At 66.7% G+C, this 20,990-nt stretch carries 17 protein-coding genes; 12 read left to right on the top strand and 5 right to left on the bottom strand.

The genetic code is table 11. The annotated features are described in order from the left end of the window. The first annotated feature begins 33 nt into the window (after positions 1 to 33). From nuoK to trmB, 8 genes are all read left to right on the top strand, one after another. The gene (nuoK, locus tag QMZ16_RS08815; RefSeq protein WP_022706475.1) at positions 34 to 339 is read left to right on the top strand and encodes an NADH-quinone oxidoreductase subunit NuoK; all 306 of its coding nucleotides are present in this window, start codon (positions 34 to 36) and stop codon (positions 337 to 339) included. Positions 340 to 346: 7 nt separating this feature from the next. Next, complete coding sequence (gene nuoL, locus QMZ16_RS08810) at positions 347 to 2,437, top strand: NADH-quinone oxidoreductase subunit L (protein WP_282602957.1); 2,091 nt, start codon at positions 347 to 349, stop codon at positions 2,435 to 2,437. A gap of 1 nt (position 2,438) precedes the next feature. Beyond that, complete coding sequence (locus QMZ16_RS08805) at positions 2,439 to 3,989, top strand: NADH-quinone oxidoreductase subunit M (protein WP_282602956.1); 1,551 nt, start codon at positions 2,439 to 2,441, stop codon at positions 3,987 to 3,989. Between the two features lie 10 nt (positions 3,990 to 3,999). After that, positions 4,000 to 5,469, top strand: coding sequence for an NADH-quinone oxidoreductase subunit NuoN (gene nuoN, locus QMZ16_RS08800; RefSeq protein WP_022706472.1), 1,470 nt, complete (start codon positions 4,000 to 4,002; stop codon positions 5,467 to 5,469). 28 nt (positions 5,470 to 5,497) lie between these two features. Beyond that, positions 5,498 to 6,232, top strand: a complete 735-nt coding sequence (locus QMZ16_RS08795; protein WP_282602955.1) for a biotin--[acetyl-CoA-carboxylase] ligase — start codon at positions 5,498 to 5,500, stop codon at positions 6,230 to 6,232. Between the two features lie 3 nt (positions 6,233 to 6,235). Further along, positions 6,236 to 7,015, top strand: coding sequence for a type III pantothenate kinase (locus QMZ16_RS08790; RefSeq protein WP_022706470.1), 780 nt, complete (start codon positions 6,236 to 6,238; stop codon positions 7,013 to 7,015). Then, positions 7,008 to 8,687, top strand: a complete 1,680-nt coding sequence (locus QMZ16_RS08785) for a ribonuclease J (protein ID WP_282602954.1) — start codon at positions 7,008 to 7,010, stop codon at positions 8,685 to 8,687. The genes QMZ16_RS08790 and QMZ16_RS08785 overlap by 8 nt, the downstream gene beginning before the upstream one ends. 99 nt (positions 8,688 to 8,786) lie before the next feature. Further along, positions 8,787 to 9,500 (top strand): tRNA (guanosine(46)-N7)-methyltransferase TrmB, encoded by a 714-nt coding sequence (gene trmB / locus QMZ16_RS08780; RefSeq protein ID WP_282602953.1) that lies wholly within the window; start codon positions 8,787 to 8,789, stop codon positions 9,498 to 9,500. Positions 9,501 to 9,560: 60 nt separating this feature from the next. Here trmB and glmS read toward each other — a convergent pair whose 3' ends face one another. Together glmS and glmU are read right to left on the bottom strand one after the other, a co-directional pair. Then, on the bottom strand, positions 9,561 to 11,378 hold the full coding sequence (glmS, locus tag QMZ16_RS08775) for a glutamine--fructose-6-phosphate transaminase (isomerizing) (RefSeq protein ID WP_282602952.1): 1,818 nt from the start codon (positions 11,376 to 11,378) through the stop codon (positions 9,561 to 9,563). Continuing rightward, a complete protein-coding gene (gene glmU, locus QMZ16_RS08770; RefSeq protein WP_282602951.1) occupies positions 11,378 to 12,721 on the bottom strand; it encodes a bifunctional UDP-N-acetylglucosamine diphosphorylase/glucosamine-1-phosphate N-acetyltransferase GlmU in 1,344 nt (447 codons plus the stop codon). The genes glmS and glmU overlap by 1 nt, the downstream gene beginning before the upstream one ends. A gap of 114 nt (positions 12,722 to 12,835) precedes the next feature. Here glmU and QMZ16_RS08765 point away from each other — a divergent pair, with 114 nt between their 5' ends. Further along, entirely contained in the window at positions 12,836 to 13,510 is a 675-nt protein-coding gene (locus QMZ16_RS08765; RefSeq protein ID WP_282602950.1) for an HAD-IA family hydrolase, read from the top strand. Positions 13,511 to 13,541: 31 nt separating this feature from the next. Here the strand turns inward: QMZ16_RS08765 and bfr are convergent, their stop codons facing one another. Both bfr and QMZ16_RS08755 read right to left on the bottom strand, forming a co-directional pair. Then, positions 13,542 to 14,039, bottom strand: coding sequence for a bacterioferritin (gene bfr / locus QMZ16_RS08760; protein ID WP_022706464.1), 498 nt, complete (start codon positions 14,037 to 14,039; stop codon positions 13,542 to 13,544). Next, complete coding sequence (locus tag QMZ16_RS08755; protein ID WP_084686448.1) at positions 13,987 to 14,280, bottom strand: (2Fe-2S)-binding protein; 294 nt, start codon at positions 14,278 to 14,280, stop codon at positions 13,987 to 13,989. Before QMZ16_RS08755 ends, bfr begins: the two co-directional genes overlap by 53 nt. 116 nt (positions 14,281 to 14,396) lie before the next feature. Here QMZ16_RS08755 and queA point away from each other — a divergent pair, with 116 nt between their 5' ends. From queA to lpdA, 3 genes are all read left to right on the top strand, one after another. Beyond that, entirely contained in the window at positions 14,397 to 15,464 is a 1,068-nt protein-coding gene (gene queA / locus QMZ16_RS08750) for a tRNA preQ1(34) S-adenosylmethionine ribosyltransferase-isomerase QueA (RefSeq protein ID WP_282602949.1), read from the top strand. Positions 15,465 to 15,545: 81 nt separating this feature from the next. Continuing rightward, on the top strand, positions 15,546 to 16,910 hold the full coding sequence (locus QMZ16_RS08745) for an MFS transporter (protein ID WP_282602948.1): 1,365 nt from the start codon (positions 15,546 to 15,548) through the stop codon (positions 16,908 to 16,910). An 89-nt stretch (positions 16,911 to 16,999) separates the two neighbouring features. Then, positions 17,000 to 18,394 carry a dihydrolipoyl dehydrogenase gene (lpdA, locus tag QMZ16_RS08740; protein ID WP_282602947.1) on the top strand — a complete coding sequence of 465 codons (1,395 nt, stop codon included), beginning with the start codon at positions 17,000 to 17,002 and terminating at the stop codon, positions 18,392 to 18,394. A gap of 52 nt (positions 18,395 to 18,446) precedes the next feature. Here the strand turns inward: lpdA and QMZ16_RS08735 are convergent, their stop codons facing one another. Beyond that, positions 18,447 to 20,864 (bottom strand): penicillin acylase family protein, encoded by a 2,418-nt coding sequence (locus tag QMZ16_RS08735; RefSeq protein WP_282602946.1) that lies wholly within the window; start codon positions 20,862 to 20,864, stop codon positions 18,447 to 18,449. Positions 20,865 to 20,990 lie beyond the last annotated feature (126 nt).

The raw sequence follows: 20,990 nt of genomic DNA, 5'->3' as shown, positions 1-20,990 counted from the left end.
TCAACGGGTGACCGACCCGGAGGGACAGATAAGATGATCGGATTGACACATTTCCTTGTCGTGGGGGCGATCCTCTTCGTCGCCGGGATCTTCGGCATCTTCGTGAACCGCAAGAACGTGATCGTCATCCTGATGTCGATCGAGCTGATGCTGCTGGCGGTCAACATCAACTTCGTCGCCTTCTCGTACCATCTGGGCGATCTGGGCGGGCAGATCTTCACGATGTTCGTGCTGACCGTCGCCGCCGCCGAGGCCGCGATCGGCCTTGCGATCCTGGTGGTGTTCTTCCGCAACCGCGGCACGATCGCGGTCGAAGACGTCAACGTGATGAAGGGGTAAGGGACACATGACGCAATTCATCCTCTTTGCCCCGCTGATCGGCGCGCTGATCGCAGGCTTCGGCTGGCGGCTGATCGGGGAACGCGGCGCGCAGGTGCTGACGACCGCGATCCTGTTCGCGGCGGCGCTCGCATCCTGGATCGTGTTCCTGGGCTTCGACGGGCAGCTGCGCCAGTATCCGGTGCTGGACTGGATCGTCTCGGGCGATTTCACGACCGAATGGGCGATCCGCCTGGACCGCCTGACCGCGATCATGCTGATCGTGATCACCTCGGTCTCGGCGCTCGTGCACCTCTACAGCTTCGGCTACATGGCGCATGACGAGAATTTCGGCGATGACGAGCCCTATCGTGCGCGCTTCTTCGCCTATCTGTCCTTCTTCACCTTCGCCATGCTGATGCTGGTGACCGCCGACAACCTGCTGCAGATGTTCTTCGGCTGGGAGGGCGTGGGCGTCGCGTCCTATCTGCTGATCGGCTTCTACTTCAAGAAGCAGTCGGCGGGCGCTGCGGCGATGAAGGCGTTCATCGTGAACCGCGTCGGTGATTTCGGCTTCCTCCTGGGGATCTTCGGGCTGTGGTGGCTGACGGGCTCGATCCAGTTCGACGAGATCTTTGCCCAGGTCCCGATGATCGCCGAGACGCAGATGCACTTCCTGTGGACCGACTGGAACGCGGCGAACCTGCTGGGCGTGCTGCTGTTCATCGGCGCGATGGGCAAGTCGGCACAGCTGCTGCTGCACACCTGGCTGCCCGACGCGATGGAGGGTCCGACGCCCGTGTCGGCCCTGATCCACGCGGCGACCATGGTCACGGCGGGCGTCTTCCTGGTCTGCCGGATGTCGCCGCTGTTCGAATTCGCGCCGCAGGCAAAGATGTTCATCGTCATCGTGGGCGCAAGCACGGCGTTCTTCGCGGCGACGGTGGGCCTCGTGCAGAACGACATCAAGCGCGTGATCGCCTATTCGACCTGTTCGCAGCTGGGCTACATGTTCGTGGCCGCGGGTGTCGGCGTCTATTCGGTGGCGATGTTCCACCTGTTCACGCATGCCTTCTTCAAGGCGATGCTGTTCCTGGGTGCCGGTTCGGTCATCCACGCGATGCATCACGAACAGGACATGCGCAATTACGGCGGCCTGCGCCACAAGATCCCCGTGACCTTCTGGGCCATGATGATCGGCACGCTGGCCATCACCGGCGTCGGCATTCCGCTGACCCATATCGGCTTCGCCGGCTTCCTGTCCAAGGACGCCGTGATCGAGAGCGCCTATGCCTCGGGGAACGGCTATGCCTTCTGGATGCTGGTCGTGGCGGCGCTGTTCACCAGCTTCTACAGCTGGCGCCTGATCTTCATGACCTTCTTCGGCCAGCCGCGCGGCGACCATCACGCGCATGACCACGCGCATGAGAGCCCGCGCGTCATGCTGATCCCGCTTGGGGCGCTTGCGCTTGGCGCGGTCTTCTCGGGGATGGTCTGGTACAACAGCTTTTTCGAGGAAGAGGGCGTGCAGCGCTTCTTCGGCCTGCCCGAGATCGCGGCCTCGCATGATGCGGGTCACGGCGACGACCATGCCGAACCCGCCAAGGACGAGGGCCATGGCGACGAGCACGCCGAGGGTGGCGCGACCCATGTGGATCCCGCGACCGTGGGGCAGGGGGCGATCTACATGCATCCCGACAACCACGTGATGCACGATGCCCATTACGTCCCGGCATGGGTCAAGATGTCGCCTTTCTTCGCGATGCTGATCGGCCTGGGCCTGGCATGGGTCATGTATATCCGCCGCCCCGAGGCGCCTGGGCGACTGGCGGCACAGCAGCCGGGCCTGTACCAGTTCCTGCTGAACAAGTGGTATTTCGACGAACTGTATGACGTGGTCTTCGTCCGCCCGGCGCGCTGGATCGGCGCGCGGCTGTGGACGCGGGGCGACGGAGCGATTATCGACGGCGCCATCAACGGGGTCGCCCTGGGAATCATTCCGCGCCTGACCCGCTTCGCGGGCCGCGTGCAGTCGGGCTATCTGTTCCACTACGCCTTCGCGATGGTCATCGGCATCGTGGGCTTGCTGATCTGGGTGATGATGCGGGGCGCGCACTGACATGACGAACCTTCTTTCGATCATCACCTTCCTGCCGATCGTGGCAGCGGGCATCCTGGCCCTTTTCCTGCGCGGCGACGACGCGGCCGCGCAGAAGAACGCCAAGTTCCTTGCCCTGATCGCGACCGGCGCGACCTTCCTGATCTCGCTGTTCCTGCTGGCGGGCTTCGAGCCGTCCCAATCCGGCTTCCAGTTCGTCGAGGATCACGCCTGGATCATGGGCCTGCGCTACAAGATGGGCGTGGACGGCATCTCGATCCTGTTCATCCTGCTGACGACCTTCCTGATGCCGCTGACGATCCTGTCCACCTGGGACGTGACCACGCGGGTCAAGGAATACATGATCGCCTTCCTCGTGCTGGAGGGGCTGATGATCGGCGTCTTCGCGGCGCTGGACCTGATCCTGTTCTACCTGTTCTTCGAGGCCGGGCTGATCCCCATGTTCCTGGTGATCGGGATCTGGGGCGGGGCGAACCGCATCTATGCGGCGTTCAAGTTCTTCCTCTATACCTTCATCGGGTCGGTCCTGATGCTGGTCGCGATGATCGCGATGGCCCGCACGGCGGGGACCACCGACATCGTGGCGATGCTGGATTACGATTTCCCCTCGCAGACCATGACGATCCTCGGGATCACGGTGATGGGCGGCATGCAGACGCTGCTGTTCCTTGCCTTCTTCGCCAGCTTCGCGGTCAAGATGCCGATGTGGCCGGTCCACACCTGGCTGCCCGACGCGCACGTGCAGGCACCGACCGCGGGTTCGGTCGTTCTGGCCGCGGTCCTGCTGAAGATGGGTGGCTATGGCTTCCTGCGCTTCAGCCTGCCGATGTTCCCGGTGGCAAGCGACCTGCTGCAGGGGCTGGTGCTGTGGATGTCCGCGATCGCCATCGTCTATACCTCGCTGGTGGCGCTGGCGCAGTCCGACATGAAGAAGCTGATCGCCTATTCCTCGGTCGCGCATATGGGATACGTGACGATGGGGATCTTCGCGGCGAACCAGCAGGGGCTGGACGGCGCGATCTTCCAGATGCTGTCGCACGGCTTCATCTCGGGGGCGCTGTTCCTGCTGGTGGGCGTGATCTACGACCGCATGCACACGCGGGAAATCGACGCCTATGGCGGTCTGGTGAACCGGATGCCGGTCTATGCGCTGGTCTTCATGTTCTTCACGATGGCCAATGTGGGCCTGCCCGGCACCTCGGGCTTCGTGGGCGAATTCCTGACGCTGATGGGCACGTTCCGCGCCAATACCTGGGTGGCCTTCGTGGCCGCGACGGGGGTGATCCTGTCGGCGGCCTATGCGCTCTGGCTCTATCGTCGCGTGACCATGGGCGCGCTGATCAAGGAGAGCCTGCGCGGCATCGCCGACATGACCCCGCGCGAACGCTGGCTGTTCGTGCCGCTGGTCGCGATGACCCTGATCCTTGGCGTCTATCCGCGCCTCGTGACCGACATCACCGGCCCCTCGGTCGAGGCGCTGCTGGTGAATTACAACGACGCGCTGCCCGAAGCGCCCGAAGACGAGATGGCGGCGGCTGCCGCCAGCCATTGAGGAACGCAAGATGACCGGACTTGATCTCTCGACCGTCCTGCCCGAGTTGTGGCTTGCGATCTATGCGCTGGCGGCGCTGATGGCGGGGGCCTATCTGGGCAAGGACGCCATCGCGCGCCCGATCCTGTGGACCAGCGTCGCGGCCATGCTGCTGACGGGGCTGTATCTGGGCGTGGCGGACCGACCCGACCAGACGGCGTTCTCCGGCATGTTCACCGACGACGCCTTCGCGCGCTTTGCCAAGGTGACCATCCTGCTGTCGGGCGCCGCCGTCCTGGCCATGAGCGCGGATTACATGCAGCGCCACAAGCTGATGCGCTTCGAATACCCGATCCTGATCGTGCTGGCTTCGCTGGGGATGATGGTGATGGTGTCGGCGGGCGACCTGCTGACGCTGTACATGGGGCTGGAGCTGCAATCCCTCGCGCTCTATGTCGTGGCCGCCATGCGCCGCGAGAGCGTGAAATCCTCCGAGGCCGGTCTGAAGTACTTCGTGCTGGGCGCGCTCAGCTCGGGGCTGCTGCTCTATGGTGCGTCGCTGGTCTACGGCTTTGCGGGCACGACCAGCTTCGCGGGCATCATCGAGGTCGTGCAGGCGGGCAGCCTGCCCCTGGGCCTGCTGTTCGGCCTGGTCTTCCTGCTGGTGGGCCTGGCCTTCAAGGTCAGCGCGGTGCCGTTCCACATGTGGACGCCCGATGTCTACGAGGGCTCGCCCTCGCCGGTGACGGCGTTCCTGGCGACCGCGCCCAAGGTCGCCGCGATGGCGCTGATCGCGCGCCTGATGTTCGACGCCTTCGGCAACGTACCCGGCGACTGGAGCCAGATCATCGCGGCCCTCGCGGTCCTGTCGATGTTCGTGGGGTCCATCGCGGGGATCGGCCAGCGCAACATCAAGCGCCTGATGGCCTACAGCTCGATCGCGCATATGGGCTTCGCGCTGGTGGGCCTGGCCGCCGGCAGCGCCTATGGCGTGCAGGCGATGCTGCTGTATATGGCGATCTATGCGGTGATGAACGTGGGCACCTTCGCCTTCATCCTGTCGCTGGAACGCGACGGGCAGCCGGTCGTGTCGCTGGACAGCCTGAACCGCTTCGCGATCAGCAACCCGCTGACCGGCGTGGCCGTGCTGTTCCTGATGTTCAGCCTTGCGGGCGTGCCGCCCTTCCTGGGCTTCTTCGCGAAATACGGCGTGCTGTCGGCCGCGGTCGATGGCGGCAAGGCGTGGCTGGCGGTCGCGGGCGTCATCGCCTCGGTCATCGGGGCGTTCTACTATCTCCGCATCGTGTACTACATGTTCTTCGGTGCCGATACCGACCATGCCGAGAGCCGCATGGGCCTTGTGCAATGCGGGTCGCTGCTGGTGCCCGCGGCTGCGCTGCTGCTGGGCGCGGTGACGATGCTGGGCATCGACGATGCGGCGGCGACGGCCGCGCAATCGCTTGTGGGCGGGGCCGAGGCCGCGACCGTGGCGGGTGAGTAATCCGTCGACCGAAGCATGGCCCGAGGGCGTGGCACGCCACGTCCTCGACCGTGTGGACAGCACCAATGCGGAAGCGTTCCGGCGCGGCCCCGACCTGACGGGCCCCGCCTGGATCATGGCCTATCGCCAGGAGGCCGGCCGCGGCCGCCGCGGGCGTGCCTGGCGCGACCCGCAGGGCAATTTCGCGGCGACGCTGGTCCTGCGTCCCGAAGGCGGGGCGGGGGACGCGGCGCGGCTGTCCTTCGTGGCGGCGCTGGCGGTCCATGACGCGCTGCGCACCCTTTGCGGTCCGCAGCCGGGTTTCGCGCTGAAATGGCCGAACGACGTGCTGCTGAACGGCGGCAAGCTGTCGGGCATCCTGCTGGAGAGCACGGGCGCGGGCGATCGGCTGGGCCTTCTGGCGATCGGCATCGGCATCAACCTCTCCGAGGCCCCCGACACCGCCGAGGTCGAGGCACAGGCCATGCGCCCCGTCAGCCTTTTGGCCGAGACGGGCATGGCCGTGACCCCGGACGAGATGCTGGACGCGCTGGCCCCGGCCTTCGACCACTGGCACCGCCAGATGCGCGCCTACGGCTTCGGGCCGGTGCGCAACGCGTGGCTGTCCCGTGCCGCCAAGCTGGGCGAGACCATCGTGGCCCGCACCGGCACGGCCGAGTTCACGGGCCGCTTCGACGGCATCGACGACAGCGGCGCGCTGATCCTGACCGGCCCGCGCGGGCGTCATGCGATCTCTGCCGCCGACATCCATTTCGGGGGCTGAGACATGCTTCTCTGCATCGACACGGGCAACACGAACACCGTCTTCTCGGTCTGGGACGGCACGAAGTTCCTGGCCCATTGGCGCATCCGCACCGATCACCGCCGCACGGCGGACGAATACTATGTCTGGCTGTCCACGCTGATCGCCGTCCAGCGGTTCGAGCTGCAGATAGACGCCTGCATCATCAGCGCCACCGCGCCGCGCGTGGTGTTCAACCTGCGCGTCCTGTGCAACCGCTACTTCGACACGCGCCCGCTGGTCGTGGGCAAGCCCGACTGCCTGCTGCCGGTGCCGCCGCGCGTCGATCCCGGCACGACGGTGGGACCGGACAGGCTGGTGAACACGGTCGGCGCCTATGACCGCCACGGGCCGGACCTGATCGTGGTCGATTTCGGCACCGCCACGACACTGGACGTGGTGGATGTGGACGGCGCCTATATCGGGGGCGCGATCGCGCCGGGGGTGAACCTGTCGCTGGAGGCGCTGCACATGGGGGCCGCGTCACTGCCGCATGTGGACATCACCATGCCCACGCAGGTCATCGGCACGAATACCGTCGCCTGCATCCAGTCGGGCGTGTTCTGGGGATATCTGGGCCTGGTCGAAGGCATCGTCGCGCGTATCCGCGCCGAACGCGACCGCCCCATGAAGGTCATTGCAACCGGGGGGCTTGCCCCGTTGTTCGATCAGGGATTTGACCTGTTCGACGCTATCGAAGACGATCTTACAATGCATGGGCTTCGGCTCATCCACGATTACAACAAGGAGATGGGCAATGGCTGACCGCCTGATCTATCTGCCGCTTGGCGGCGCGGGCGAAATCGGCATGAACGCCTATGTCTACGGATATGGCGCGCCGGGCAAGGAACGGCTGATCCTGGTCGACCTGGGCGTCACCTTCGGGGACATGGAAAGTGCACCGGGCATCGACCTGATCATGCCGGATATCGCCTGGCTGGAGAAGAACAAGCACCGCCTCGAGGCGATCTTCGTGACCCACGGACACGAGGATCACCTGGGCGGGCTGGGCCACCTGTGGTCCCGGCTGGAGGTTCCGATCTATGCCCGCCGCTTCACCGGGTCGCTGATCCGGCTGAAGCTGGAAGAGGCGGGCCACCCCGCCGATACCGTCCGCATCGTCGAGGCACGCCCCGAGGTGACCGAGCTTGGCCCCTTCAAGGTGCAATATGCGCCGATCAGCCACTCGATCCCCGAAAGCAGCGCGCTGATCATCGACACGCCTGCGGGCCGCGTGCTGCACACGGGCGACTTCAAGCTGGACGGCACGCCGGTCGTCGGCGATGCTTGGGATCCGGTCGCGTGGAAGCAGATCGCGACCGAGGTCGATGGCGGGATCAAGGTCCTGACCTGCGACAGCACCAACATCTTCTCGACGCATCCGGGCCGGTCCGAGGCGCTGCTGGCGAACCCGATCCTGGAATGGGTCATGGCGCAGCCGAACATGGTCGTGGCCACCACCTTTGCCAGCAACATCGCGCGTCTGAAGACGCTGGCCGATGCGGCCAAGGCCGGCGGTCGCAAGATCTGCCTTCTGGGCCGCGCCATGCGCCGCATGGTCTCGGTCGGGATCGAGACGGGGATCCTGTCGGACTTCCCCGACACCATCGGCCCCGAAGAGGCCGCGAAGCTGCCCCGCAACGAGGTGATGCTGATCGTGACCGGCAGCCAGGGCGAACGCCGCGCCGCCAGCGCGCAGCTGTCGCGTGGCCGCTATCTGGGGCTGTCGCTCAAGACGGGGGACAGCTTCCTCTTCAGTTCGAAGACCATTCCCGGCAACGAGAAGTCGGTGGGGCGCATCATGAACGCGCTGAGCGAGATGGGCGTCGAGGTCTATGACGCCGATGACGGGCTCTATCACGTGTCGGGCCACGCGAACCGCCCCGACATCGAGACCATGCACGAGGTGCTGAAGCCCGCCACGATCATCCCGATGCATGGCGAACACCTGCACCTGCGCGAGCACGTGATGCTGGCGCGCGCCAAGGGCATGTCGGCCGAGGTGATCGTGAACGGCGCGATGGCCGATCTGACCGGCACCGCCCCCAAGATCGTCGACCAGATCGAGACGGGCCGCCTGTACCTGGACGGCAACGTGCTGATCGGCGCGATGGACGGCGTTGTGCGCGACCGCATCCGCATGGCCCTGAACGGCCAGGCGACCGTCAGCGTCATCATCGACGAGGACGACAACGCGCTGCCCGACGCCTGGGTCGAGCTGATGGGCCTTCCGGTCCGTGGCCGTTCGGGGACCGAGCTGGACCAGATGATCGAGGCCGAGCTGGCCGAGTTCCTGGAGCGCGCCGACCGCCGCACCGTCCGCGACGACGACAAGATGGAAGAGGCGGTCCGCAAGATCACCCGCCAGGTCTCGATGGAGGAGATCGGCAAGAAGCCCGAAGTCACCGTCATCGTCAGCCGCCTGATGGCCGACTGAGCACTTCCGGGGCCGGTGGGAAACCAGCGGCCCCTTGCGCAAGGGGGCTTGCACAAGGGGGCTTGCAATGACTGCCGCCTTGCGCCAATTCGCTTGCCCATGAGCGACGAACCCAAATCCACATTCGATCCGAACCCGCCCCGGCGGAACTTCTATGGCCGCCGTCACGGCAAGACCCTGCGCCAGAGCCAGAAGGGATACCTGTCCGAGGATCTGGGCGAATTGCGCCCGCGCGGCATCACGCACCAGGACAACCCCGACCGCACGCCCATCGACCCGGCCGCGATCTTCGGCGATGACCGCCCGGTCTGGCTTGAGGTCGGCTTCGGCGGGGGCGAGCACATGGTCCACATGGCCAAGACGCATCCGCAGATGGGCATCATCGGCTGCGAGCCCTTCATCAACGGCGTCGCCATGCTCCTGGGCAAGATCCGCGAAGCGGGCGTCCAGAATGTCAGCGTGCATCCCGGGGATGCGCGCGACCTGATGGACGTGCTGCCCGATGCCAGCATCGAGCGTGCGTTCCTCATGTATCCCGACCCCTGGCCCAAGGCGCGCCATCACCGCCGCCGCTTCGTGACGCCCGAACATCTGCTGCCGCTTGCGCGGGTGATGAAGGCGGGCGGGATCTTCCGCGTGGCCAGCGACATCCCGGACTACATCCGCCAGACCCGCGAAGAGGTGCCCCCCGCGGGGTTCGAGATGATCGCCGATACCGATCAGCCCTGGGATGACTGGATCAGCACCCGCTATGAACAGAAGGCCCTGCGCGAAGGGCGCGCGCCCCATTACGTGACCTTCCGCCGCCTGTAACGAGCGCCTGAAACGAGGGGCTGCAAAGAAAAGGCCCGCCATGATCGGCGGGCCTTTTCGTCACTCGACAGTGACGGATTTCGCAAGGTTCCTCGGCTGGTCCACGTCGGTCCCCTTGGCGACCGCCGTGTGATAGGCGAGATACTGCATCGGCACCGCGTACAGCATCGGCTGGAACACGCCCCCGCCCGAAGGCAGCGTCAGGCTGGCCGTCACGCCTTCGCCTGCAGCGGCGATCCCGCCCGCATCCGAGATCAGCAGCACGCGACCGTGGCGGGCCATGACCTCCTGCATGTTCGAGATGGTCTTGTCGAACAGCGCATCATGCGGTGCCAGCACGACGACCGGCACGTCGCCGTCGATCAGCGCGATGGGGCCGTGCTTCAGCTCGCCCGAGGCATAGCCCTCGGCGTGGATATAGCTCAGCTCCTTCAGCTTCAGCGCGCCTTCCAGCGCGACGGGATACAGCGCGCCCCGGCCCAGGTACAGCACGTCGCGCGCCGTCGCCAGCCAGTCGGCATGCTTGCGGCAATCATCCGTCAGCGCCAGCGCCTGCGACAGCAGCGCGGGGACCGAGCGCAGGTCGCGCAGATGCGCCGCCAGCGCCTGGTCGTCGATCCGCCCGCGATCATGTGCCGCCTTCAGCGCCAGTACGGCCAGCACCGCCAGCTGGCAGGTGAAGGCCTTGGACGAGGCCACGCTGACCTCGATCCCCGCCAGCGTCGGCAGGGCCACGTCGCTGTCGCGCGCGATGGCCGAGGTGCCCACGTTCACCAGCCCCACGGTCCGTGCGACATGGGCGCGGGCATAGTGCAGGGCGGCCAGCGTGTCGGCGGTCTCGCCCGACTGGCTGATGGCGACGAACCAGCTGCGATCCGACAGCGGCGGCTCGCGATAGCGGAACTCGGAGGCGACATCGATGTCGCAGGGCAGGCCGGCAAGCTGCTCGAACCAGTATTTCGCGACATGCCCCGCCAGATGCGCGGTGCCGCAACCCACCAGCGAGATGCGGTCCACATCGGTGAAGTCCAGCCCCTCGGGCAGGATGATGCGGTCGTCCTTGACGTAATGGTTCAGCACGTCGCCGATGACGGCGGGCTGCTCGGCGATCTCCTTGGCCATGAAGTGGCGATAGCCGCCCTTGTCGATGGCCGTGGCGCCCACGTCGATGCGGTTCGTCGCACGCTGCACGGGCTGGCCCGCCGCGTCGAAGACATCGACGCCCGCGCGGGTCAGGACGGCATGGTCGCCATCCTCGAGATAGGTGATACGGTCGGTGAAGGGCGCCAGCGCCACCGCGTCCGAGCCGAGGAACATCTCGTTCGTGCCGTGGCCGATGGCCAGCGGGCTGCCCTTGCGCGCGGCGATCAGCAGATCGGCCTGCCCCTCGAACAGGAAGGCCAGCGCGAAGGCGCCGTCCAGCCGCGACAGCGTCCTGCGCGCGGCCTCCAGCGGAGACATGCCCTGCTGCAGGTAATGCGCGGTCCACAGCGCCACGGTTTCCGTGTCGGTCTGGGACTGGGGCTGGATGCCCAGTTCCTGCAGTTCGGCGCGCAATTCGCGGAAATTCTCGATGATGCCGTTATGGACGACGGCGACGGGGCCGGACTGGTGGGGGTGGGCGTTCGCCTCGGTCGCGGCACCGTGGGTGGCCCAACGGGTATGGCCGATGCCGACATGACCGGGCAGGGGGTCGTGGACCAGCCGGTCCGACAGGTTCACCAGCTTGCCGACCGCGCGGCGGCGGTCCAGCCGCCCGGATGCGTCCACAGTCGCGACGCCCGCGCTGTCATAGCCGCGATATTCCAGCCTGCGCAGCGCCTCGACCAGTTGGGGGGACACTTCGTGGCTGCCGAGGATTCCGATGATGCCGCACATCAGCGCGTCTCCTTCTTGGCACGCAGCGCGGCCATCAGGCGCGTCGCAAGGCCGGGTTTCGTGGCCTGCCGCGCGCGTCCGATCGCCAATGCGCCGTCGGGCACGTCCTCGGTGATGACCGAACCCGATCCGGTCATCGCATCCGCGCCGACGGTGACGGGGGCGACCAGCATCGTGTCGCTGCCGATGAAGGCACGCGCGCCGATGGTGGTGCGATGCTTCATCACGCCGTCATAGTTGCAGGTGATCGTGCCCGCGCCGATATTCGTGGCCTCGCCCACATGCGCGTCGCCCAGATAGGTCAGGTGCCCGACCTTCACGCCCTCGTCCAGGACGGTGTTCTTGATCTCGACGAAGTTGCCGACATGCACGTCGCCGCCCAGTTCCGCGCCGGGGCGCAGGCGGGCGAAGGGACCGACCGTCGCGCCCGCGCTGAGGTGGCAACCCTCGAGATGGCAGAAGGGCAGCACCTCGGCCCCCGATTCGATCGTGACGCCGGGACCGAAGACCACGTTCTGCCCGATGATCGCATCGCGCCCGATCACGGTGTCCTGCGCGAAGAACACGCTGCCCGGATCGGACAGGGTGACGCCGTCATCCATCGCGCGGGCGCGGGCGCGGGACTGGAACAGCGCCTCGGCGCGGGCCAGCTCGGCGCGGGTGTTGATGCCGAGGGTCTCTTCCTCGTCGCAGGTGACGACATCGGCGCGGCGGCCTTCGGCGCGGGCCAGCGCCACCAGGTCGGTCAGATAGTATTCGCCGGCGGCATTGTCGTCGGACAGCCGCACGATCAGCAGGCGCAGCAGGTCCGCGTCCAGCGCCATGACGCCCGAATTGCACAGCGCGATCTGGCGCGTGGCCTCGTCGGCATCCTTGTATTCGACGATCCGTTCCAGCCCCTTGTCGGTCACGACCAGGCGGCCATAGCGGCCCGGATCCTCGGCCTCGAAGCCCAGGACCACCAGGTCGGCATCGTGGCTGGACAGCGCGGCGAGCGTATCCTCGCCGATGAAGGGAGTGTCGCCATAGAGGATGACGACCTTGCCCTGGAACCCTTCCAGCTGGGGCAGGGCCTGCTGGACGGCATGGCCGGTGCCCAGCTGTTCGGCCTGCAGGACGCATTGCACCTCGGGGTCCAGCTTGGCGACCGCGCGCGATACCGCCTCGGACCCGTGGCCCGTCACGACGACGATCTGTTCGGGGTCCAGGCTGCGCGCGCCCGACAGCGCGTGGCCCACCAGCGGCACCCCGCCCAGGCGGTGAAGGACCTTTGGCAGGTCAGACTGCATGCGGCTGCCCTGACCCGCCGCAAGGATTACCACTGCCACCGCATTTTCCGACATGCCGACCCCATCGCCTGTTTGCTTTCTTGCCCCGGCGTTCTAATCGGGGCGGGGTGCGCTGGAAAGCCCCGGCGCATTCACCTTTGTTTTCGGATCGTTTCGAAGGAGGCATGAATGGCGGGAACGGTGGTCTTCGATCTGGACGGGACGCTGGCCGATACGTCGGGCGATCTGATCGCGGCGGCGAATGCGTGCTTTCGCGGGCGCGGCCTTGGCGATCTGCTGGACCCGGTGGCCGACGCGCTGATCGCGTTCCATGGCGGGCGCGCGATGCTGCGGGCCGGATATGCGCGCGCGCCGCAGGACGTGCTGATCCCCCCCGAGGCCGAGGACCAGGATTTCCACCGCCTGCTGGATCACTATGGCGCGGCCATCGCGGTGCACACGCGGCTCTATCCCGGGGTCGAGGCTGCGCTGGACCGGCTGGCGGCGGACGGGCACATCCTGTCGGTCTGCACGAACAAGCCCGCGGGCCTGGCCGAGGATCTGCTGCACAGGCTGGGCATCCGCGACCGCTTTGCCGCGATGATCGGCGCGGACACGCTGCCGGTGCGCAAGCCCGATCCGCGCCCCTATCAGGCGGCGGTCGAACAGGCGGGCGGCACGGTGACGCGGTCCTTCCTGATCGGGGATACGGAAACCGACCGCAAGACGGCTGCTGCGGCGGGTGTGCGCGTGGCGCTGGTCAGCTTCGGCCCCGAGGGTGCTGCGATCGGCCGGCTGGCGCCCGATGCGATGCTGGACCATTTCGACGCGCTGCCGGACCTGGCGCGCGACTGGCTGGCATAGGAAAGGGGGCCGCGGCCCCCTTGTCCATGTTTCAGGCATCGTCCTTTTCGGCCTGATCCGCGGGGCTCGCGTTCAGGTGGCCATAGTTCTGGGCGCCGATCGTCTCGTACAGGCCCAGCTGGGTTTCGAGGAAGTCGATATGGCCTTCCTCGTCCTGGATCAGGTTCTCGAACAGGTTCTTGCTGACGTAATCGCCCACGCTCTCGCAATAATCCCGCGCCTCGATATATAGGGTGCGGGCCTCGTGCTCGGCGGCAAGGTCGCTTTCCAGCGTTTCCTTCAGGTCCTGCCCGATGCGCAGCGGGTCCAGCTTCTGCAGGTTCGGATGCCCTTCGAGGAAGATGATTCGCTCGATCAGGCGATCGGCGTGGTGCATCTCCTCGATCGATTCCTCGCGCGATTTCTTCGCGATCTTGCCGAAGCCCCAGTCTTCCTGCAGGCGATAGTGGAGCCAGTACTGGCTGACCGCGGTCAGCTCAGACCGAAGCGCGGCGTTGAGATATTCGATGACCTTGGGGTCGCCCTTCATGGCTGCGTTCCTTGTAGCTGTCTGTTCCGGGCCGCAAAATCGGCGGCGCGACACCCAGCTTATCGCAGGCACGCATGGTGTCCAGAAACAGTGGCATGCAACCACCGCAATCGGCACGCTTGCCAAGGGCATGATAGATCTTGCCCGGCGTGATGATGGTCTGGGGATCGGCCTCGCGCATCCAGTCGATGGCTGCGCGGATGTCCCGGTCGGAAATCTGGGTGCAGTGACAGACGATCATGCGGGCTCCTTCCGCGCAATCTCTGACCAATTCCATCGGAAAAGTAAAGACCGACTTCTTTGGTCGGTCATCAAGCCTTCTTGACGGAAGGCCGGGGCTGGCGCAGAAGCCCGCACATGAAGCTTTCGGATTTCGATTTCGACCTGCCCGAGGGGCTGATCGCGACGCGCCCCGCGCGTCCGCGCAGCCATGCACGACTGCTGCTGGCGGAAGGTCATGGCATCGCGGACAGGCACGTCTTCGATCTGCCGCAGATCCTGCGCGCGGGCGACGTGCTGGTGCTGAACGACACCAAGGTCATTCCCGCGCGCCTGACCGGCATCCGCACCCGCCAGACCCCCGAGGGCGAGGCGGTCGCCAAGATCGAGGTCACTCTGCTGGAACCCGCATCCGAGGGCTGGCAGGCACTGGCCAAGCCCCTGCGCAAGCTGCGCGAGGGCGAGGTGATCCGCTTCGGCCCCGACCTGTCGGCCACCGTTGCCCAGATCGCGGATGGCGGATTGCGGCTGGTCTTCGACGCAGAGGGCGACGCCTTCGACCGGGCGCTGGCGCAGGTCGGGGCGATGCCGCTGCCGCCCTATATCGCGGCGCTGCGCGCGCCCGACGAACAGGATCACGACGATTACCAGACCGTCTGGGCCGAGAACCAGGGCGCCGTCGCGGCCCCTACCGCCAGCCTGCATTTCGACGCGCCCCTGCTGGAGGCGCTGCGCGAACGCGGGGTCGAGTTCGTGCATGTCACGCTGCATGTCGGCGCCGGAACCTTCCTGCCGGTCAAGGTCGATGACGTGACGACCCACCGCATGCATTCGGAATGGGGCCAGGTCACCGCTGACGCCGCCGCCCGCATCAATGCCGCCAAGGCGGAGGGGCGCCGCGTCATTCCCGTCGGCACCACCGCCCTGCGGCTGATCGAATCGGCGGCCGATCCGGCGCTCAACCCGGCTGCGGGCGATGCGCCCATCGCGCCCTTCGCGGGCAAGACCGATATCTTCATCTATCCGGGGCATGCCTTCCGCGTGGCCGATGCGCTGATGACGAATTTCCACCTGCCGAAATCGACGCTGCTGATGCTGGTATCCGCGCTGATGGGGCAGGACCGGATCCGCGCGATCTACGACCATGCGGTCGCTTCACGCTATCGTTTCTTCAGCTATGGCGATGCGTCGCTTTTGATCCCTTAGGGTCGTTTAAAGGTCATGGCGGCTGTGTTATCGGCGCTAGGCGAAGCGTTCCGATTCCCCTGCTGACAAACGAGCCTGCCCATGACCTCCGTGCTGCGCACAACCTGGCCCCTTTTCCTGGGCATCCTGCTGCTGATGGTGGGCAACGGGATGCAGGGCACGCTGCTGGGCATCCGCGGCGGGATCGAGGGTATCCCGACCTTCCAGATGTCGCTGGTCATGGCCGGCTATTTCGGCGGTTTCCTCGTCGGCAGCCTGACCGTCCCCGGCCTGATCCAGAACGTGGGCCATGTGCGCGTCTTCGCGGCGCTGGGATCGCTGATTTCCGCCACGCTGATCCTGTTCCCGGTCGAGCCGCACTGGATCGCCTGGACCTTCCTGCGCTTCCTCATCGGCTATTGCTTCTGCGGGGTGTACATCTCGGCCGAGAGCTGGCTGAACGCGGGTTCGACGAACGAGAACCGCGGCCAGGCGCTGTCGGCCTACATGATCGTGCAGCTGCTGGGCATCGTGCTGGCGCAGATGCTGCTGAACACCGCCGATCCCGCGGGGTTCCTGCTGTTCGTCATCCCCTCGGTGCTGGTCTCGCTGGCCTTCACGCCGATCCTTCTGTCGGCCAAGCCCGCGCCCCAGTTCGAGACGATCAAGCGGATGAGCTTCGGCGACCTCTATCGCGCGTCGCCGCTGGGCTGCGTGGGCATCTTCCTGATGGGGGGCGTGCTGGCCGTGCTGTCGGGCATGTCCTCGGTCTGGGGGGCGCTGGTTGGGTTGTCGGTCGCGCAGATCTCGCTGTTCGTGGCGGCAAGCTATGCGGGCGGGCTGGTGCTGCAATATCCCATCGGCTGGATCTCGGACCGCTATGACCGCCGTCGGCTGGTGATGATCCTGGCGGCGGTCGGCGGGCTGTGCGGGCTGGGCGTGATCGCCGCGCAGCCGGGCACCTTGGGCCTGGTGATCGCGGGCGCGATCATGGGCGGGGCGGCCAACCCGATCTATGCACTGCTGATCGCCTATACCAACGACTATCTGGACCAGTCGGACATGGCATCGGCATCGGCGGGGCTTCTGTTCATCTATGGCGTGGGGTCGATGGCCGGCCCGATCTTCACCGGCTGGCTGATGGGCGTCGTTGGGCCGGACGGGTTCTGGATCTACATGGGTGTTCTTCTGGCGCTTCTGACGGGATATGCCGGATGGCGGACCACGCAGCGTGCCGGCCTGACCGTCGAGGAGCAGGGCAACTATGCCGTCATCGGTCCGAACGCCACGACCGTCATGGTCGAGGCCGTTCTGGACGAGGCGCAGGATACCCCCGGGGACCAGCCCGAGGACGAGGCTCACGAGGACCAGCCCGAGCTGAGCGGCGAGGATCTGGACCGCGATGCGCTGGAACCGTCCGAGCCTGCCGAGGATCCCGAACAGGGCGCGGAACCCCGCCAGCCCTGACGACCGCCGCCGGGTCCGCGACAGGGCCCGGCTTGCTGCCACCCCGGAAATGATTTAACGCTGAACTAAATCTCAGTCAGCCGGGGGACATGATGGCCCAGAATTTCGACATGGTGGTGATCGGCGCCGGACCGGGCGGCTATGTCGCCGCGATCCGTGGCGCGCAGCTGGGCCTGAAGGTGGCCTGCATCGAACGAGAGCATCTGGGCGGGATCTGCCTGAACTGGGGCTGCATCCCGACCAAGGCGATGCTGCGCTCGTCCGAGGTGTTCCACCTGATGCACCGCGCCAAGGAATTCGGCCTGAAGGCCGACGGCATCGGCTATGATCTCGATGCCGTGGTAAAGCGGTCGCGCGGCGTCGCCAAGCAGCTGTCGGGCGGCATCGGCCACCTGTTCAAGAAGAACAAGGTCACCACGATCATGGGCGAGGCGACCCTGGCCGGCAAGGGCAAGGTCACCGTCAAGACCGACAAGGGCACCGAGGAGATCACCGCGAAATCCATCGTGCTGGCCACCGGCGCGCGTGCGCGCGAGCTGCCGGGCCTCGAACCCGATGGCAAGCTGGTCTGGAACTACAAGCATGCGCTGCAGCCGCCGCACATGCCCAAGAAGCTGCTGGTCATCGGCTCGGGTGCGATCGGGATCGAATTCGCCAGCTTCTACAACACGCTCGGCGCCGACACGACCGTGGTCGAGGTCATGGACCGCGTCCTGCCGGTCGAGGATGCCGAGATCAGCGCCTTCGCCAAGAAGCAGTTCGTCAAGCAGGGCATGACGATCATGGAAAAGGCGACGGTCAAGAAGCTGGACCGCAAGGGCGACAAGGTCACCGCCCATATCGAGACCGGCGGCAAAACCCAGACGATGGAATTCGACACCGTCATCTCGGCCGTGGGCATCGTCGGCAATACCGAGGGACTTGGCCTGGAAGAGGCCGGGATCAAGGTCGATCGCACCCATGTCGTGACGGACGAATACTGCCGCACCGGGGTCGAGGGCGTCTTTGCCATCGGCGATCTGGCGGGCGCGCCCTGGCTGGCGCACAAGGCCAGCCACGAGGGCGTGATGGTCGCGGAACTGATCGCGGGCGGCAAGCCGCATCCGATCAAGCCGGGCAGCATCGCGGGCTGCACCTACTGCCATCCGCAGGTCGCATCCGTCGGCATGACCGAGGCCAAGGCCAAGGAAGCGGGCTATGACATCAAGGTCGGCAAGTTCCCCTTCATCGGCAACGGCAAGGCCATCGCGCTTGGCGAACCCGAGGGGCTGGTCAAGACCATCTTCGACGCCAAGACGGGCGAGCTGCTGGGCGCGCACATGGTCGGCGCCGAGGTGACCGAGCTGATCCAGGGCTATGTCGTGGGTCGCCAGCTGGAGACCACCGAGGAGGACCTGATGGAGACCGTCTTCCCGCACCCGACCCTGTCCGAGATGATGCACGAATCCGTGCTGGACGCATATGGGCGCGCGATCCACTTCTGATCGCCGCAGGGCGTGAATGCGAAACGGGGGCCGGTCGGCCCCCGTTTTCTTTTCAGGGCTTGGGCGTCAGCGTGGTGATGCCCGTGGCGGCTGCCCGCGCAAGTTCCGGATCCAGCGACATGGTGACGTATTCGCCCCGGCGCCACAGGCCCGACAGGTCGTCGTAATGCCGCGACAGCGGATGGCCGGATTGCCCCGTCGAGGTCACGAAGACCGAGCTGTCGGGATCGGCCAGGTCGAACACGCCCCGGAACCCCGCGCCGTCTCGCGCCAGGAACGGATCGTCGCCCCGGCCCTTGGTCGCTGAACGTGCCACAGTGAAATCGCCGCCCGACACCGACTGGTTGATGTTCACGATCCAGCCGAGCGCAGGCACCGCGCCGAGGCCCGGATGGATGTGCCGCGCCTGGTGCTGATCGCCCCAACGCCAGCTTGCGACATCGGGACCGAAACGCGCGGCAAGGTCCAGGATCGCGCGGTCCAGCGCCTGCCGGGCGATGGTGGTGCAATCCTCGGTCACGGCGCTTTGGACGATGTCGCACCAGCGCGACGCGCCCATGCGGTTGCGATAGACGGCATCGATGAAGTTCGGCTGAAGGCGGAACAGGTCGTCGGCCAGGGGACCGATCTCGTCCCGGATCAGGCGGTCCTGCAGCGCGGCCATCCATGCCGAATAGATCAGCGGCTCGGGCAGGTGCTCGCTCATGGAGCCGTCCCATTCGGCCAGCAGGGCCAGCGCGTCCTGGCGCTGGCGTTCGGGCGTGCCGGGGGCTGCGGGATCGTCGGTGAACCAAAGGTCCGCGCCCACCAGCGGCAGCAGGGTGCGGGCGGCGGGGCTGACGATGTCCAGCTGCGCCGCGATGAAGCTGTCGCGCGAATGGATGTCGCGATCCTGCAGCAGGCGGGTCAGGCGGGTGTGGCGCATGGCCGAACGTCCCGGTTCCTCGGTGGCGATGCTGACGCCGTCGCGACCCTCGACGGCGTTGCGCGACAGGGCAAGGACGCCGCGCCATGCGGCCTGCGGCAGCCAGCCGGGGCTGGGCATCGCGCCCGCGGTTGGGTGATCCTCGGCCCGTTCGGGCATCGCGCCGGCCTGAAGATGCGTCACGCCCTGCCGGTCGGCCAGCATCGCGTTCAGCGCCGGCGCGGTCATGTGGCCCAATGCCTCGGTCGCGGCGGCGACATCTTGGGCGCGCATCACGCCGATCAGCGCGGACATGCTGGCATCCTTGCGCGACAGGCCCGTCCAGCGCAGGGCGGGGACATGGCCGATGGGCGTCACGTCGCGCAGGCCGGGGGCAAGGCTGGGCACCACGGGGCCGTTCGCGGTCTCGCGCAGGGTGATGGTGCGCGGCGCATCGTCCAGCACGCGGATCGTCTCGGACCGGGTGTCGAAGCCGGTCCAGCCGCCGATGCCGCGATAGCGGTCGCTGTTGCCGGGCTGGACCTCCTCGATCGCGATATCGGAATCGTCGACCGCAGCAGGCGACAGCGACCAGGACAGCGAGGGGCTGCGGCCCGCGAAGATGACCGGCATGCCCGGAATGGTCGCGCCGATCACGCCGCCTTCCTGCAGCTGCAACCGCGCAAGGTAATAGAGAGACGGCGCCGTCAGGCTGCTGTGCAGGTCGACCGCCAGCAGCGTGCCGTCCGCCGCCGTGCGGTCGGGCGAGGCGCCGAAGGCATTGCCGCCCAGCTGCGGGCCGGGCGCAAGATAGCCCATCGCCTCGGGGGTGTCCTGCGGGCCGGTGCGGCGTTCGGGAACGCCCAGGCGCGCGTTCGGGAACAGCGAGGCATAGGCCGGAAGGTCGGCAGGGATGCCCGGACGCGCCGCGATCTCGATCCCGTGCTGTGTATCGGCCAGCGACAGGCGGGCGCGCATGATCTCGTCGGTGGCGGCACCCGTCGCGCCTGCGGCCATCAGCTTGAGGATCGCGAGGGAATCGGTCGGCGTCCAATAGGTGATGACATCGGGGAACAGGAAGAATTCCGGCGCGCCGCGCCCCATCGCCCCGTCGTTCACGATGCCGATCCACTGGTTCACCCCGGCGGCATAGGCGTTCAGCGCCTCGCGGGTGGGCTGGTCCTGCGACGCCAGCGATGCCTGCGCGTTGCGATAGAGCCCGAGCCTGCGCGCAAGGTCGTCGGCGGACAGGGCCTGCGGGCCCATCACCTCGGCCAGGCGGCCCTGGGCTGCGCGGCGCAGCATCGTCATCTGGAACAGGCGATCCTGCGCATGGGCAAGCCCCAGGGCGAAGAACACGTCGGCATCCGTCTCGCCGAAGATATGGGGCACGTTCTCGGTCGAGCGGACGATCTCGACCGGGGCGGATATCCCCTCGACCCGGTACGAGGCGTCGTAATCGGGCAGGGACCTGACGGCGAAATACCAGGTCAGAAGCGCAGCCACGACCGCAAGGACGATCAGGCCGACTGTCAGCCTCAGAAGCCAACGGAACACGGTAAGCATGTGGGGCGCGATCCTCGGATCTGGCACGGCCGGTGTCTCTTGACCCCGTCGCGCATGGGTGGTGGTGTGCTGCATAGGACAGCCGCGCGGGCATTTCAACGCAAGGCGGCAGGCACTTATCCGACA

Origin of the sequence: Paracoccus sp. PARArs4, assembly GCF_947311865.1 — a bacterium.
Classification (GTDB): domain Bacteria; phylum Pseudomonadota; class Alphaproteobacteria; order Rhodobacterales; family Rhodobacteraceae; genus Paracoccus; species Paracoccus zeaxanthinifaciens.
Note: the sequence above shows the minus strand (reverse complement) of the source record. Positions and strands in the feature narration are given on the sequence as shown.

Bases quoted from the DNA above. Each gene is read 5' to 3' on its own strand.
- nuoK (WP_022706475.1), top strand. From the start codon at position 34: ATGATCGGATTGACACATTTCCTTGTCGTGGGGGCGATCCTCTTCGTC.
- nuoL (WP_282602957.1), top strand. From the start codon at position 347: ATGACGCAATTCATCCTCTTTGCCCCGCTGATCGGCGCGCTGATCGCA.
- QMZ16_RS08805 (WP_282602956.1), top strand. From the start codon at position 2,439: ATGACGAACCTTCTTTCGATCATCACCTTCCTGCCGATCGTGGCAGCG.
- nuoN (WP_022706472.1), top strand. From the start codon at position 4,000: ATGACCGGACTTGATCTCTCGACCGTCCTGCCCGAGTTGTGGCTTGCG.
- QMZ16_RS08790 (WP_022706470.1), top strand. From the start codon at position 6,236: ATGCTTCTCTGCATCGACACGGGCAACACGAACACCGTCTTCTCGGTC.
- QMZ16_RS08785 (WP_282602954.1), top strand. From the start codon at position 7,008: ATGGCTGACCGCCTGATCTATCTGCCGCTTGGCGGCGCGGGCGAAATC.
- trmB (WP_282602953.1), top strand. From the start codon at position 8,787: ATGAGCGACGAACCCAAATCCACATTCGATCCGAACCCGCCCCGGCGG.
- glmS (WP_282602952.1), bottom strand. From the start codon at position 11,378: ATGTGCGGCATCATCGGAATCCTCGGCAGCCACGAAGTGTCCCCCCAA.
- glmU (WP_282602951.1), bottom strand. From the start codon at position 12,721: ATGTCGGAAAATGCGGTGGCAGTGGTAATCCTTGCGGCGGGTCAGGGC.
- QMZ16_RS08765 (WP_282602950.1), top strand. From the start codon at position 12,836: ATGGCGGGAACGGTGGTCTTCGATCTGGACGGGACGCTGGCCGATACG.
- bfr (WP_022706464.1), bottom strand. From the start codon at position 14,039: ATGAAGGGCGACCCCAAGGTCATCGAATATCTCAACGCCGCGCTTCGG.
- QMZ16_RS08755 (WP_084686448.1), bottom strand. From the start codon at position 14,280: ATGATCGTCTGTCACTGCACCCAGATTTCCGACCGGGACATCCGCGCA.
- queA (WP_282602949.1), top strand. From the start codon at position 14,397: ATGAAGCTTTCGGATTTCGATTTCGACCTGCCCGAGGGGCTGATCGCG.
- QMZ16_RS08745 (WP_282602948.1), top strand. From the start codon at position 15,546: ATGACCTCCGTGCTGCGCACAACCTGGCCCCTTTTCCTGGGCATCCTG.
- lpdA (WP_282602947.1), top strand. From the start codon at position 17,000: ATGATGGCCCAGAATTTCGACATGGTGGTGATCGGCGCCGGACCGGGC.
- QMZ16_RS08735 (WP_282602946.1), bottom strand. From the start codon at position 20,864: ATGCTTACCGTGTTCCGTTGGCTTCTGAGGCTGACAGTCGGCCTGATC.